The 12,574-nt window shown below is 77.0% G+C and carries 12 protein-coding genes and 1 rRNA gene; 3 read left to right on the top strand and 10 right to left on the bottom strand.

Annotation, left to right across the window (positions count from 1 at the left end; genetic code table 11):
* The first annotated feature begins 34 nt into the window (after nt 1-34).
* A complete protein-coding gene (locus O2W14_RS08015; RefSeq protein ID WP_269175554.1) occupies nt 35-1,045 on the top strand; it encodes a TetR/AcrR family transcriptional regulator in 1,011 nt (336 codons plus the stop codon).
* Between the two features lie 84 nt (nt 1,046-1,129).
* Here O2W14_RS08015 and O2W14_RS08010 read toward each other — a convergent pair whose 3' ends face one another.
* From O2W14_RS08010 to O2W14_RS07990, 5 genes are all read right to left on the bottom strand, one after another.
* Nucleotides 1,130-1,423 (bottom strand): hypothetical protein, encoded by a 294-nt coding sequence (locus tag O2W14_RS08010; RefSeq protein ID WP_269175553.1) that lies wholly within the window; start codon nt 1,421-1,423, stop codon nt 1,130-1,132.
* Nucleotides 1,424-1,491: 68 nt separating this feature from the next.
* Nucleotides 1,492-3,360: a DNA repair protein RecN gene (gene recN / locus O2W14_RS08005; RefSeq protein WP_269175552.1), complete on the bottom strand. Its 1,869-nt coding sequence runs from the start codon at nt 3,358-3,360 to the stop codon at nt 1,492-1,494.
* Nucleotides 3,335-4,405, bottom strand: a complete 1,071-nt coding sequence (locus tag O2W14_RS08000) for an NAD kinase (RefSeq protein ID WP_269175551.1) — start codon at nt 4,403-4,405, stop codon at nt 3,335-3,337. The genes recN and O2W14_RS08000 overlap by 26 nt, the downstream gene beginning before the upstream one ends.
* Entirely contained in the window at nt 4,402-5,199 is a 798-nt protein-coding gene (locus O2W14_RS07995; protein ID WP_269175550.1) for a TlyA family RNA methyltransferase, read from the bottom strand. The genes O2W14_RS08000 and O2W14_RS07995 overlap by 4 nt, the downstream gene beginning before the upstream one ends.
* Nucleotides 5,199-5,327 (bottom strand): hypothetical protein, encoded by a 129-nt coding sequence (locus O2W14_RS07990; RefSeq protein WP_269175549.1) that lies wholly within the window; start codon nt 5,325-5,327, stop codon nt 5,199-5,201. The genes O2W14_RS07995 and O2W14_RS07990 overlap by 1 nt, the downstream gene beginning before the upstream one ends.
* Nucleotides 5,328-5,855: 528 nt before the next feature.
* Here O2W14_RS07990 and O2W14_RS07985 point away from each other — a divergent pair.
* On the top strand, nt 5,856-6,194 hold the full coding sequence (locus O2W14_RS07985) for a sterol-binding protein (protein ID WP_269175548.1): 339 nt from the start codon (nt 5,856-5,858) through the stop codon (nt 6,192-6,194).
* Nucleotides 6,195-6,252: 58 nt separating this feature from the next.
* Here O2W14_RS07985 and O2W14_RS07980 read toward each other — a convergent pair whose 3' ends face one another.
* On the bottom strand, nt 6,253-7,326 hold the full coding sequence (locus O2W14_RS07980; protein ID WP_269175547.1) for an HAD-IIA family hydrolase: 1,074 nt from the start codon (nt 7,324-7,326) through the stop codon (nt 6,253-6,255).
* A gap of 40 nt (nt 7,327-7,366) precedes the next feature.
* Entirely contained in the window at nt 7,367-7,768 is a 402-nt protein-coding gene (locus O2W14_RS07975; protein ID WP_269175546.1) for a tetratricopeptide repeat protein, read from the bottom strand.
* A 92-nt stretch (nt 7,769-7,860) separates the two neighbouring features.
* Here O2W14_RS07975 and O2W14_RS07970 point away from each other — a divergent pair, with 92 nt between their 5' ends.
* On the top strand, nt 7,861-9,171 hold the full coding sequence (locus tag O2W14_RS07970; protein ID WP_269175545.1) for a DUF1015 domain-containing protein: 1,311 nt from the start codon (nt 7,861-7,863) through the stop codon (nt 9,169-9,171).
* Between the two features lie 3 nt (nt 9,172-9,174).
* Here the strand turns inward: O2W14_RS07970 and O2W14_RS07965 are convergent, their stop codons facing one another.
* From O2W14_RS07965 to rrf, 3 genes are all read right to left on the bottom strand, one after another.
* Nucleotides 9,175-9,534 (bottom strand): single-stranded DNA-binding protein, encoded by a 360-nt coding sequence (locus O2W14_RS07965; protein ID WP_269175544.1) that lies wholly within the window; start codon nt 9,532-9,534, stop codon nt 9,175-9,177.
* A gap of 84 nt (nt 9,535-9,618) precedes the next feature.
* Entirely contained in the window at nt 9,619-10,608 is a 990-nt protein-coding gene (locus tag O2W14_RS07960; protein ID WP_269175543.1) for a hypothetical protein, read from the bottom strand.
* Between the two features lie 1,652 nt (nt 10,609-12,260).
* Nucleotides 12,261-12,377 (bottom strand): 5S ribosomal RNA (gene rrf / locus O2W14_RS07955).
* Nucleotides 12,378-12,574: the final 197 nt, after the last annotated feature.

Raw genomic sequence — 12,574 nt, 5'->3', positions numbered from 1 at the left:
AGGGGCCTCCGCGCGCCGGAGTACAGCGACTGTCGTGTTCGACGACCCCGCCGAGACCCCGGACGGCGCCACGACCGTCCAGCCGGCGCCCCCGGAGGAGCAGCCCGAGACCTCCGCGGCCGTGGTGGAGCTGCGCTCGCGCCCGCCGGTGCCCGAGCCTGCGGTCACGTCCGTGCCCCCCACCGCTGCGCCGCCCGCGGCCGTGCTCACCACTGAGGTGGCCGTTGCCCCCGAGCAGGCCGGCATCGAGCAGGCCGGCATCGAGCCGAACACCACCGCACCCCAGCCGGACGACGTCCCGGCCGCAGCCGAGGCCGACGAGGGCGAGGCGGTGCCCGCCGAGGTCGCCGAGGGTGAGGCGGTGCCCGCCGACGCCCCCGGCCCCGGACGCCGTGCGCGCCGCCGCGACCGGCGGGGACCCAACCTGCGGGAGCAGCGCCGCCAGCGCACCCGGGAGGCCATCGTCGACGCGGCCGCCGAGCTGTTCGTCGAGCGCGGCTTCGACACCGTGAGCGTGAGCGAGATCGCCCAGCGCGCGGGCGTGGTCGAGAAGACGGTGTTCAACCACTTCCCGGTCAAGGAGGGCCTGGTCTTCGAGGCCGACCCGCCGATGCGCGCCGCCCTGCTCGACGCCGTCCGCCGGCGGCCCGCCGGGGAGTCCGTGGCCGCGGCCGCCGGGGGCTTCGTCGTCGCCGCGGTGAGCCAGCTGGGCTCCCCTGCCGCGGCCGAGGGCATGACGGAGATGGCGCGGGTGATCAGGGGCAGTCGCACCCTCCAGGCGCGCGAGCGGGAGATCCTCGGCACGCTGACCGAGTCGCTGGCCGAGCAGATCATCCTGGAGACCCGGGCCACGCCCGGTGAGCTGGAGCCGTGGCTGGCCGCCAACGCGGTGCTGGGGCTGTACTCGTCGCTGCTGGAGCTGGCCCGCGACCGCATCCTGGCCGGGGCGTCGGGGCCGGCGCTGGTCGCCGAGCTGCGCACCCGTGGTCAGCGCGGGCTGTCGCTGCTGCAGTTCGGCCTGGCGGGGTACGCCAAGCGCCGCTGAGGACGGACCCGTCCGTCGTCGGGCCGGCGTCCCGATGCGCGGGCTGTTTCCGGGCCCGCGGGCTGCCGAGGACGGGCGGGCCGGTCAGCCGAGGCCGCGGTGCGCCGTCCACAGCGCCCCGGCCTGGCCGGCAGCCTCCGACAGCAGGGCCGCCAGCTCCTCGGTGTCGGGCACGGGGAAGGAGACGTAGCCGCCCCGCCCACCGGCGACCGGCCGGCCGTAGGCCTTGGCCGCCAGGTGCCCGTCCGGCAGCAGCCGGACGTTGAGCGTGGTGAGCACGAACTCCTCACCGCGCCGCGTGTCGGTCCACCGGAGCTGCTCGGGGATGGTCACGTTGATGGCCAGAGCGCTGACCTCCGCCGGGGCGTCATGGGTCACGCGGGCATCGTGGCACCCTGCGCGGCCACGACGCACACCCTCCGCGCCGTCCCCTCGGGGCCGAGTCCCTACTGGCGCTCGGCGGCGACGGCGAGCAGTTCGCGGGCGTGGGCCTGGCCGGTGTCGCTGTCGGCCAGACCGGACAGCATCCGGGCCAGCTCGCGCACCCGGTCCTCCCCGCGCACCGCGCGGATGTCGGTGGCGGTGACGCCCTGCGCGGTGTCCGGGGACTTGTCGACCACCAGGTGGGTGTCGGCGAAGGCGGCGACCTGGGCCAGGTGGGTGACCACCACGACCTGGTGCTCGGCGGCCAGCCGGGCCAGCCGCGCACCGATCTCCCCGGCCGCGGAGCCACCGACGCCGGCGTCGACCTCGTCGAAGACCATGACCGGCACCGGGTCGGCACCGGCGAAGACCACCTCGATGGCCAGCATCACCCGGGAGAGCTCACCGCCGGAGGCGCCCTTGTGCACCGGACGGGTCGGGGCGCCGGGGTGCGGCGACATCAGCAGCAGCACCTCGTCGACACCTTCAGGGCCGGGGTGCGTGGGGTCGGTGTCGATCTGGAAGGACACCTGCGCGTTCTTCATCGCCAGCCCCGCCAGCTCGGCACCGACCTCCGCGGCGAACCCGGTGGCGGCGGCCTGCCGGCCGGCGGTCACCTGCGCCGAGAGCGCGTCGAGCTCGGCCCGGGCCGCGTCGCGCTGGGCCTGCAGGGCCTCCAACGCCTCGTCGGAGACGTCGAGCTGGGACAGCCGGGACTCCGCGTCGGCAGCCCAGGCCAGCACCCCGGCCAGCCCCTCGCCCGCGTCGGCGTACTTGCGGACCAGCGCGGTGATTACCGCCCGCCGGTCCAGCACCTCGGCCAGCCGTGCGGGGTCGGCGTCCAGGTCGGCCACGTAGCCGGCCAGCTGGACGGCCACGTCGGAGACCACGGCGACGGCGTCGGCCAGGTCGCGGGCCAGCAGCACCAGCGCCGGGTCGTCGGAACCGGCCAGCGCCCGCTCGGCGACCGCCAGGGCGGTCGAGGCGTCGCTCTCGGCGTCCCCTCCCCCACCCAGGTCACCGGTGACGTCGCCGACCAGCGCGAACCGGGCCGCGTCGGCGGCCGACCGCAGCGCGTCGGCGTCACCGAGCCGGCGGGCCTGGGCGTCGAGCGCGTCGTCCTCACCCTCCTCGGGCGCGACGGCGGCGATCTCCTCCAGGCCGTGCCGCAGGACGTCGGCGGTCTGGGCCAGCTCACGGGCCTGGCTGCGGCGGCGGTCCAGGTCCTCGGCCAGCGCGCGCCAGGTGGCGTGCGCGGCGCGGTGCTGCTCCAGCAGGGCCAGGTGCGCGGGTCCGGCGTACCGGTCCAGCGCGCGGCGCTGCTCGGCCGGGCGGGTCAGCCGCAGCTGATCGGTCTGGCCGTGCACGGCCACCAGCTGCTCGGCCAGCTCGGACACCACGCCGACGGGCACGCTGCGTCCGCCCAGGTGCGCCCGGGAGCGGCCCTCGGCGCTGAACGTGCGGGCCAGGATGAGGCTGCCGTCCTCGTCGGGCTCGGCACCGGCCTCGGCCGCCCGGGCCCACACCGGGGAGTCGGCGGGCAGCACCAGCCGGCCCTCGACCCCGGCACGCACCCCGGCGCGGACGCGCCCCTGGTCGGCGCGGCCACCGAACAGCAGGGTCAGGCCGGTGACGACCATGGTCTTGCCGGCGCCGGTCTCCCCGGTCACCACGGTCAGGCCCGGGCCCAGCTCCAGCGTGACGTCGTCGATCGAGCCGAGCCCGTGCAGGTGCAGCTCGGACAGCGCGCCGTTGCGGGGCGCGCCGCCGGTCGGAGCCGCGCCGGTGGGAGCGGTGTCCGCAGGTGCGGTGTCGGCCGGTGTGGTGCCGGCGGGTGCGGCGGCCGTCTTCCGGGCCGTCGTCCGGTCAGGCCGTGCGGTGCGGGTGGCCACCGGCTGCCTCCTCGGTCGGGGCACCGGCGCCGGGCACGGTGCCGGGGAGCACGGTGCCGGCGGTGGCGATGCCGCGGGTGAGCACGTTCTGGGTGAAGACCGGGGCCTCGTGGCCGGGGCCGTGCGAGCGGGCGTCACGGAACCCGCGCACCGGCAGCCCGAACTTGGCCACCAGCTTGTCGCTGAACGTCGTCGGGTTGACCCGGGCGATGCGCACGGGCCGGGCGGAGCGGCGGACCTCGACCCGTCCGCCGTCGGGGACGTCGACGACGCGGCGGCTGTCGGCCGACACCCGGGCCCGGTTGCCGTCGGCCGGGATGGCGACGGTGAGCACCGAGGACGGGGACGCCACCAGCGGCCGGGCGAAGAGGGCGTGGGCGTTGGTGGGCACCACGAGCAGGGCGTCGACGTCGGGCCACACGACCGGACCGCCCGCGGAGAACGCGTAGGCGGTGGAGCCGGTCGGGGTGGCGCACAGCACGCCGTCGCAGCCGAAGCTGGTCAGCGGCCGCCCGTCGACCTCCAGGACCACGTCGAGCACCCGGGTTCGCTCCACCTTCTCGATGGACACCTCGTTCATCGCCCAGGTGTCGCCGACCTGCCGGCCCGCCGCGTCGAAGACGGTCGCGTCGAGGGTGAGCCGCTCCTCGACCTGGTACTCGCGGCGCTCGACGGCCCCGATCATCTCGTCGACGCCGTCGGGCTCGGTCTCGGCCAGGAAGCCGACCCGGCCCAGGTTGACCCCGGTGATGGCCGCGTCGCTGTTGTGCGCGAGCTCCGCGGCGCGCAGGAAGGTGCCGTCACCGCCCAGGACCAGCACGAGCTCCACGTCGTCGGCGGCACCGGGCCCGAACGGGCAGACCTCGGCACCGGGCACGGCCAGGTCCTCGGCCTCGTCCTCCAGCAGCCGGACGACGATGCCCGCCCGGGTCAGCCGGGCCGCGGTGTCCCGGGCGAGCTCGACGATGTCGGCCCGTCCGGTGTGCACGGCCAGGAGCACGCGGCGGGTGGGCTGACCGGCCGGAGCGACGGTGCTCTGGGTCACGGTGGTCCTTCCTGAACTGCTCGGTCGATGTCGGCCTGCTCCGGTGGTGGTGCGTCGCGGCGCAGCCACAAGAAGAACTCCACGTTGCCGGCGGGGCCGGGCAGCGGGCTGGCCACGACACCGGCGGTGCCCCAGCCCAGCTCGGCTGCAGCGCGCGCCACGGTCAACACGGCGTCGGCCCGGTGCCCGAGGTCGCGGACGACGCCGCCGGCGCCGATCCGCTCGCGCCCCACCTCGAACTGGGGCTTGACCATGGGCAACAGGTCCGCGTCCGGGCGCGCGCAGGCGGTGAGGGCGGGCAGCACCAGGCGCAGGGAGATGAAGGAGAGGTCGGCGACGACCAGGTCGACCGGGCCGCCGATCGTCTCCGGGGTCAGCTCGCGCACGTTGGTGCGCTCGTGGACCGCGACCCGCTCGTCGGTGCGCAGCGACCAGGCGAGCTCGCCGTAGCCGACGTCGACGGCGACGACCTCCCCGACGCCGCGGCTCAGCAGCACCTCGGTGAACCCGCCGGTGGAGGCGCCGGCGTCCAGCGCGCGCCGGCCCTCGACGGCGACCGGGAAGGCATCCAGGGCGCCGAGCAGCTTGTGCGCCCCGCGGGACACCCAGCTGGGCTGGTCGGGGTCGGTGCGGACGACGACGGGGGCGCCGGCCTCCACGCCAGTGGCGGGCTTGGTGGCGGCCTGCCCGCCCACGGTGACCCGGCCCTCGGCGATGAGGGTGACGGCGTGCTCGCGGGAGCGGGCCAGTCCGCGGCGGACGAGCTCGGCGTCGAGCCGGCTGCGGCGGGCCATCAGAGCTGGTCGATGGTGGCCAGCTCGCGCTGCAGCCGGTCGTGCTCGGCCTCGAACACGGCGACGTGCTCGGACACCGGGCGCTCGGTCAGCCCGGCGAAGGGCGACGGGCCGGCCGGGACGCCCACCGCCGGACCCGGGACGGCGGCCGGACGCGGCGCACCCGGACCCGGGACGGCGCCCGGACGCGGGACGGCCGGACGGGGCACGGCACCGGTGGGTGCGACGGGCGACCCCGGAACGGCGCCAGGTCGCGCGACAGCCGGGCCGGGGACGGCGCCTGGGCGCGGGACGGCAGGGCCGGGGACGGCGCCTGGGCGCGGGACAGCCGGGCCGGGGACCGGTCGGGGCTGGTCGGGCTGGCTCACGCGCTCCTCCTCGTCCGTCGTCCGTCGCTGCCGGGTCACCTGCTGCGGCACTGCGGGCCGGCCGCCGGGGGGCGGCGCGACCCGAGGTTACCGGCCGGGACCGACGGGCGGCGGTGCACGGCCGGGACGGTGGACACAGACCTGCCCCGGCCCTCCCGACCTCGGCGGCGGGAGGGCACCGCCGGTAGCGTCGCGCCCCGGACCACCCGGCCGGGCACCCGGCCGGACGGCACCGCCGGGCCCTCCGGCGGGTCGACCCGGTCCCCTGCTCGAGGAGGAACGCCGCACGTGGCCACGCTGGAGCAGTGCACGACCGCCCTGGACGGCTTCGTCAGGAAGCTGGCCGCCGCCGAGGGCGCCCGGGACCTCGACCGCACCGTGTCCTGCCGGCTCACCGACCTCGGCCAGGTGGTGCAGGGTCGGCTGGCCCTCGGTCAGGTGCACGACATGACCGCGCTGCCCGACTCCCCGACCCTGCCCAAGGCCGACATCCGGTTGACGATGGTCAGCGACGACCTGCTGGCGCTGACCTCCGGCGAGCTCGCCTTCGCCCCGGCCTGGGCCGCCGGCCGGGTCAAGCTGGAGGCCGGGCTGCGCGACATGCTGCGGCTGCGCTCCCTGCTCTGAGCACCCGGCGGCCCGCCGGCCGCTGCTGAGCCGGCGGGCCCTGCGCACGGCCCGCCGGTCAGTCCCCGGCCAGCCCCCAGCCGCGGAGTGCCTCGGCGGCCGCGGCGTCGCCGCTGCGGACCACCGCGGGCGCGCCCGCGTCCGGGTGCTGCGCCCAGTGGGCGACGGCCAGTGCCCGCAGCCCGTCGAGCCCATCGGTCGGTCCGCCGTCCGCGCCGGCCCCGTGCAGGGTGAGCACCCCGTCGGTCGCCGCCGCCCGCCACCCGCGGCAGTCCCAGCCGTCCCCGGCGCCCGTCACCGGCGGGTGCCCGATGAGCAGCCCCGCGGCGTCGGGTGCGAGCAGGTCGGGCCGGTGGTCGGGCCCGGCGGCCAGCAGGTGCGCGGGGGTGGCGACACCGGAGAGGACCAGCAGGCTGTCCGCGCCGGCCCGCCGCGCGCCCTCGATGTCGGTGTCGAGCCGGTCGCCCACGACCAGCGGCCGGCGGGCACCGGTGCGGCGCACGCACTCGGCGTGCATGGCCGGGTCCGGCTTGCCGGTGACCAGCGGCTGCTGCCCGGTGACCGTGCTGACCACGCCGACGAACGCCCCGTTGCCCGGCAGCACGCCGCGCGGGGAGGGGATGGTCGCGTCGGTGTTGGTCGCGACGTGCCGCGCCCCGCCGCGGACGGCGACGACGGCCTCGGCCAGCTGCGCCCACCCGACCGCCGGGCCGTAGCCCTGCACGACGGCGGCCGGGGAGTCCTCGGCGCGCTCGACGACGGTCAGCCCGGCGGCGGTCAGCGCGGTCGCGACCCCCGGACCGCCCACGGCCAGCACCCGGCCGCCCGCGCCGACCAGTCCGGCCACCACGGTGGCGGCCGCCTGCGAGCTGGTGATCACGTCGCCGGGCTCGGCCGGGACGCCGAGCTCGGTCAGGTGGGTGGCCACCTGCTCGGGGGTGCGCGCGGCGTTGTTGGTGACGAACCCCAGGCGCATGCCGGCGGCGCGGGCGGCGGTGAGCGCCTCGGGCACCCCGGGGACGGCGGCCGGCCCGACGTAGACGACCCCGTCGAGGTCGAGCAGCGCCACGTCGTGCGTGGTGGTGGGCGGCGCGTCGGTGCCAGCGGACAGCGGGACGTGGTCGCCGCTCACCGTCGGGACCACCGGGTGCGGGTGGAGATGTGGGTGCAGGTCATGGGAGCTCCTCCGCCAGGCCACGGCGGGCCCGGACCCCGCGCAGCGCGCGGGCGTAGTGGTCGAGGTCGGGGCGCATGGCCACGGCCAGGGCGAGGTGCTCGGCGGCCAGCTCGAGCTCGCCGGCCCGGCTGGCGGCCAGGCCGAGCCCGAACTGGGCGTAGTCGTCGGTGGGGTTGGCGGCGATGAGGTGGGTGAAGCTGTCGATCGCGTCGCGGTAGCGACCGGCGTCGTACTGTGCCCGGGCCAGCGCCTCGCGCGCACTCCGGGAGGTGGGCTCGGCGGCGACGGCGCGCTCGAGCAGGGTCGCGGCCGCCGCCGGGTTGCGGTCCCCCAGCAGCTGCAGGCCACGCTGGTACCACTCGTAGACCCCGCCGTCGGGCTGTCCTGGGTCGACCACCGCGCTCCTCCCTGGCGTGCACCGGCAGCAGGTGCCCGCCACGGCCGACGCCGCTGCGGGCCGTGTGCCGACGCGCTCCTACGATCGAGTACGTGCCCTCGACGTCGGCGGACGCCCCGCCTCCTGACGAAGCGGGCCTCGACGTCCGGCCGTTCCGTGCCCTGCTCTACCGCGACCAGGACGCCGGGCACCTGGCGAGGGTGAGCTCGCCGGCCTACGACCTGGTGACCGCGGCGGGCCGCGAACGACTGGCCGCGGCCGATCCGCACAACATCGTCCGCCTCATCCTGCCGGACGTCGACCCGGTGGAGACCCCGGAGGGCACCCGTGCCGGCCGGGACCGCGCCTCGGCCACCGTCGCGGCGACCACCCTGGGCAACTGGCTGGCCGACGGCGTGCTGGTGCGCGACGAGGAGCCCGCGCTGTGGCGCTACGAGATGAGCGCCCCGGGCAGCGCGCCGACGACGGGCTGGCTGGGCGCGGTCACCGTGCCCCCGCCCGGGTCGGCGGCGGTGCTGCCGCACGAGGACACCTTCGCCCCCGCCGTGGCCGGACGCGCCGCCCTGCTCGCGGCCACCCACACCGACCTGGAGCCGATCGTGCTGGCGCACGACCCGGACGCCGAGGTCGCCGAGCTGACCCGCCGGGTCGCCGCCGGCAGCCCGCCCACCCTGGAGGTCGGCGACCCCGACGGGGTCGTGCACCGGCTGTGGCGGGTCACCGACCCCGAGGTGCTCGCGCAGCTGACCCGGGCACTGGCCGGCACCGGGGCGGTGATCGCCGACGGGCACCACCGCTTCGCCGCCGCCCGCGACCACCAGCAGTCCGTCGGCGGGCACGGCAGCGTGCTGGCACTGCTGACCCCCATGGGCGCCGGCGGGCTGCGCCTGCAGGCCATCCACCGGGTCGTGCCCGACCTGGGCCTCGACGCCGCACTGGCCTCGGCCGCCGCCGGCTTCCGGGTGCAGGACCTGTCCCCCGCCGACGGCGACCTGCGCCGGGTCGTCGAGGACTGGACCGCGCATCGCGGTGCGCCGGCCTTCCTGGTCACCGACGGCGTGCGCGTCGCCGAGCTGTCCGACCCCGCCCCGGAGATGCTCGCGGCCGTGCCGGCGGAGGCACCGGCGGCCTGGCGCGGGCTGGACGTCGTGCTGGCCCACGCTGCGGTGCTGTCGCGGCTGTGGGGTCTGCCGGACGACCCGGGGTCGGTGCTGATCGGCCACGACGTGGCCGAGGCGCTGCGCTCGGCGCAGGAGCGCGCCGGGGTGGCGCTGCTGCTGCGTTCGCCGTCGCCCTCGGACGTGGCCGCGGTGGCACGGGCCGGGGCCCGCATGCCCCGCAAGTCGACGCTGTTCGTGCCCAAGCCCCGCACCGGCCTGGTGCTGCGTCCGCACGAGGACTGACCGTCAGGCAGGTCGAGCCGGAGCGCGCTGCGTCCCGCGACTGATCTTGCGGCCGCGGCGGCAGTTGACCTCGTAGGCGACGGCCGTGCCGGTGGGCGTGCGCCAGAACCGGCGTTGCAGCGACCCCTCGACCTCGACGACGTCCTCGACGGTCCAGGCCGCCGCGTAGCGCTGCAGGGCGGGTGCGTAGCTGACGCAGGTGATCACGTCGGACCTCGGGCCGCGTGGCCGCGGGCTCTCCCGTCGCACGACGAGCTTGAACAGCAGCAGCGTGTCCCCGCTGGGCATGGGGCGCAGCTCCGGGGGCGCGCTCAGCCGCCCCCGCAGCACGACGTCGTTCCGATCGATGACGGCCAGGCTCATGTCTCGAGCCTGGCCGCCCGCTCCCCCACCGGCCAGCGTCGCCACGACTCTGTGGACGACGCCGGCCGGTGTGGACGGAGCGGGTCAGTTCGTCGGCGGCTGCTGCTCCGTCGCCTGCTGGAAGAGCCGGCTGTGGTCCCGCTCCACCGGCGGCGGGGGCGCCTCCCCGAGCAGCTCCGCGACCTCGGCCTCGATGTCGTCGTCGGCGACGAAGTCGAGTTCGTCCTCGTCGACGTCGTCCTCGTCATCGGCGTCCTCAGCGGCGTCGACTGCGTCGGCCACCGCGGCCGCCACGGCCGGCGCGACGACGGGCTCGTCGGCCGAGGACCCGTCGGCGTCGGCACCGGGGAGGTCGTCGCCCTCGACATCGTCGTCGTCGTCCAGCACGTCGTCGTCCAGCACGTCGTCGTCCAGCACGTCACCGTCGAGCTCGTCGCCCTCCTCGTCCTCGTCGTCGAGGAAGTGGTCGGAGACGCCGGTGAGGTCGTCGGGGTCAGCTGCGGCGATGGCGCCGTACCACTCCATGGCCAGCTCCTCCTCGCCGCGGGCGGCGAGCAGGTCGGCGTAGGCGGTGGCCAGCCGGAGCTTGCCGAGGTCGGGGTGCCCGAGACCGGCCGGGGTCGGCCGGCCGCCGAGCGCGGCCTCCAGGATCAGGGCCGCGGCGGGGAGCTCACCGAGGTCCTGCCGGGCGCCGGCCTCGACCAGCTGGAGCTCGACGAGCTCCTCGTCGTCAGGCTGTGCCTCGAAGGCCTCGGCCACGAGCCGCAGCGCGTTCTCCGGTCGGCCCAGGGCGCGCTCGCAGTCGGCGAGCACGGCGCGGTAGCTCTGGTCGCCGCTCATCCGCGCGTAGGCGCGGATCTCCCGGGCGGCCTCGGCGAAGTCACCCGCGAGGTAAGCGGCGACGCCCACGGCCTCGCGCACCGGGGCGATGCGCGACGCGCGGTCACGGGCGGCCCGGGCGTGCTGGAGGGCGAGCTCGGGCTCGTCGTCGACGAGACCACCGGCGGCGGCGAGGTGCTTGCCGACCAGCTCGGCGTTGCGGGAGTCCAGGCTGCGCAGCGCGGAGCGGACCACCGGGTCGAGCTCGCGGGGGTCGGCCCACTCCGGGATCGGCGGGCCGGCGGGCCGGCTGCCGCCCTCCTCGTCACGTCCGGCAGCCGGACGGCGCTCGGGACGGCGGTCCTGCCACGAGGGGGTGTCGCCGGAGGGGCGCCCCCCGGCCGCCGGACGGTCACCGCCGGCAGGCCGGTCGCCGCCGGGACGGCGGTCCTGCCATGTCGGGCGGTCGCCCGAGGGACGGTCGCTGCGCGGTGCGCGGTCTCCGGAGGGACGACCGCCGGCCGGGCGGTCCTGCCCCGGTCGGCTCTCCTGCCCGGGACGACGGTCCTGCCACGAGGGCCGGTCGCCCTGCGGCCGGTCACCGCGCGGCGCACGGTCCTGGTACGCGGGGCGGTCCCCAGCGGGACGACCTCCACCGGCGGGACGGTCCCCGCCGGGACGGCGGTCCTGCCACGCGGGACGGTCACCCGACGGGCGACCACCCGCGGGGCGGTCCCCACCGGGACGGCGGTCCTGGCCGGGCCGGCTGTCCTGACCCGGGCGGCGGTCCTGCCACGCCGGGCGGTCACCGGACGGGCGACCGCCACCGCTGGGACGGTCCCCAGCGGGACGGCGGTCCTGCCACGCGGGGCGGTCACCCGAGGGACGACCACCAGCAGGCCGGTCGCCACTGGGGCGACGGTCCTGCCACGCGGGCCGGCTCCCACCGGAGCGGTCCTGACCGGGCCGGCTGTCCTGACCCGGGCGACGGTCCTGCCAGGAGGGACGGTCACCGGACGGGCGCCCACCGGTGGGACGGTCACCCGAGGGACGGCCACCACCCTGGGGACGGTCACCACGGGGCGCGCGGTCCTGCCAGGAGGGACGGTCACCGGACGGGCGGCCACCGGTGGGACGGTCACCCGAGGGACGGCCACCACCCTGGGGGCGGTCACCGCGGGGCGCGCGGTCTTGCCAGGAGGGACGGTCACCCGACGGGCGGCCTGCGCCCGCCGGACGGCGGTCCTGCCACGACGGGCGGTCACCGGACGGGCGACCACCAGCGCTGGGACGTCCGGCACCACCGGCGGGGCGTCCGCCACCCGTGGATCGCTCCCCACGGGGGGCGCGGTCCTGGTACGACGGCCGGTCGCCCTGGGGGCGGCCGGCACCAGCCGGGCGGTCGGTGCGCGGGCCGCGGTCCTGTGCGTCGCGCCGGGGGGCACCGTCACCCTGGGGTCGGCCGCGCTGCGGACGACCACCGGAGGGGCGGGCTCCCCACTCGCCGCCGGCAGCACCACCGCGAGCACGGTAGGCATCGTCACGTGACGAACCGGAGCCGCCACTGGAGCCACCGGCACCACCAGCGCCTGCGCCGTACCCGGTGGGCCGGGACCCGCGGTGACCGGCCGGACGTGCGGGACGGCCGGCGCCACCCTGTCGGGGAGCGCCACTCCCGCCGCCGCTGTTGCCGCGGCCTCGATCGGAGCCCGCGGGCCCGCGTCGGGGAGAAGTCATGGTGTGTACGTACCTCACTGATGAACGGCGCACGCCCGGTGGGGGCACCTGAACGGCATCGCACGCGGCCCACCTCCGCTGCGCGGGGGGCTGGTCGGTCGACGAGAGCGGACAAACGCACGAAACGGGAGCCGGAGCATTAAGCTCCGACCCCCGTTTCGTTGAGTTGTGTCCGGCGGCGTCCTACTCTCCCACCCCGTCCCCGGGGCAGTACCATCGGCGCTGAAAGGCTTAGCTTCCGGGTTCGGAATGAGACCGGGCGTTTCCCTTTCGCCATGACCGCCGTAACGCTGTGAACTTATCGGGCCCACCCCGACCGGCCTCACCACCACGACGAACATGTGGGGTGAGTGGGGGGTGGGTTCCGTACGTTCAGAACCACACAGTGGACGCGAGACATCTAGCAGAAAGGGCTGGGTGTTGTGTGAGTCAAGCCCTCGGCCTATTAGTACCGGTCAGCTCCACGACTTGCGCCGCTTCCACC

The sequence above is a fragment of the Modestobacter sp. VKM Ac-2986 genome (assembly GCF_026967795.1).
In the GTDB taxonomy this organism is placed as follows: domain Bacteria; phylum Actinomycetota; class Actinomycetes; order Mycobacteriales; family Geodermatophilaceae; genus Modestobacter.
This window is presented reverse-complemented; position numbering and strand designations above follow the sequence as displayed.

Bases quoted from the DNA above. Each gene is read 5' to 3' on its own strand.
- O2W14_RS07965 (WP_269175544.1), bottom strand. From the start codon at position 9,534: ATGAGCCTGGCCGTCATCGATCGGAACGACGTCGTGCTGCGGGGGCGG.
- O2W14_RS07995 (WP_269175550.1), bottom strand. From the start codon at position 5,199: ATGGCCCGCCGCAGCCGGCTCGACGCCGAGCTCGTCCGCCGCGGACTG.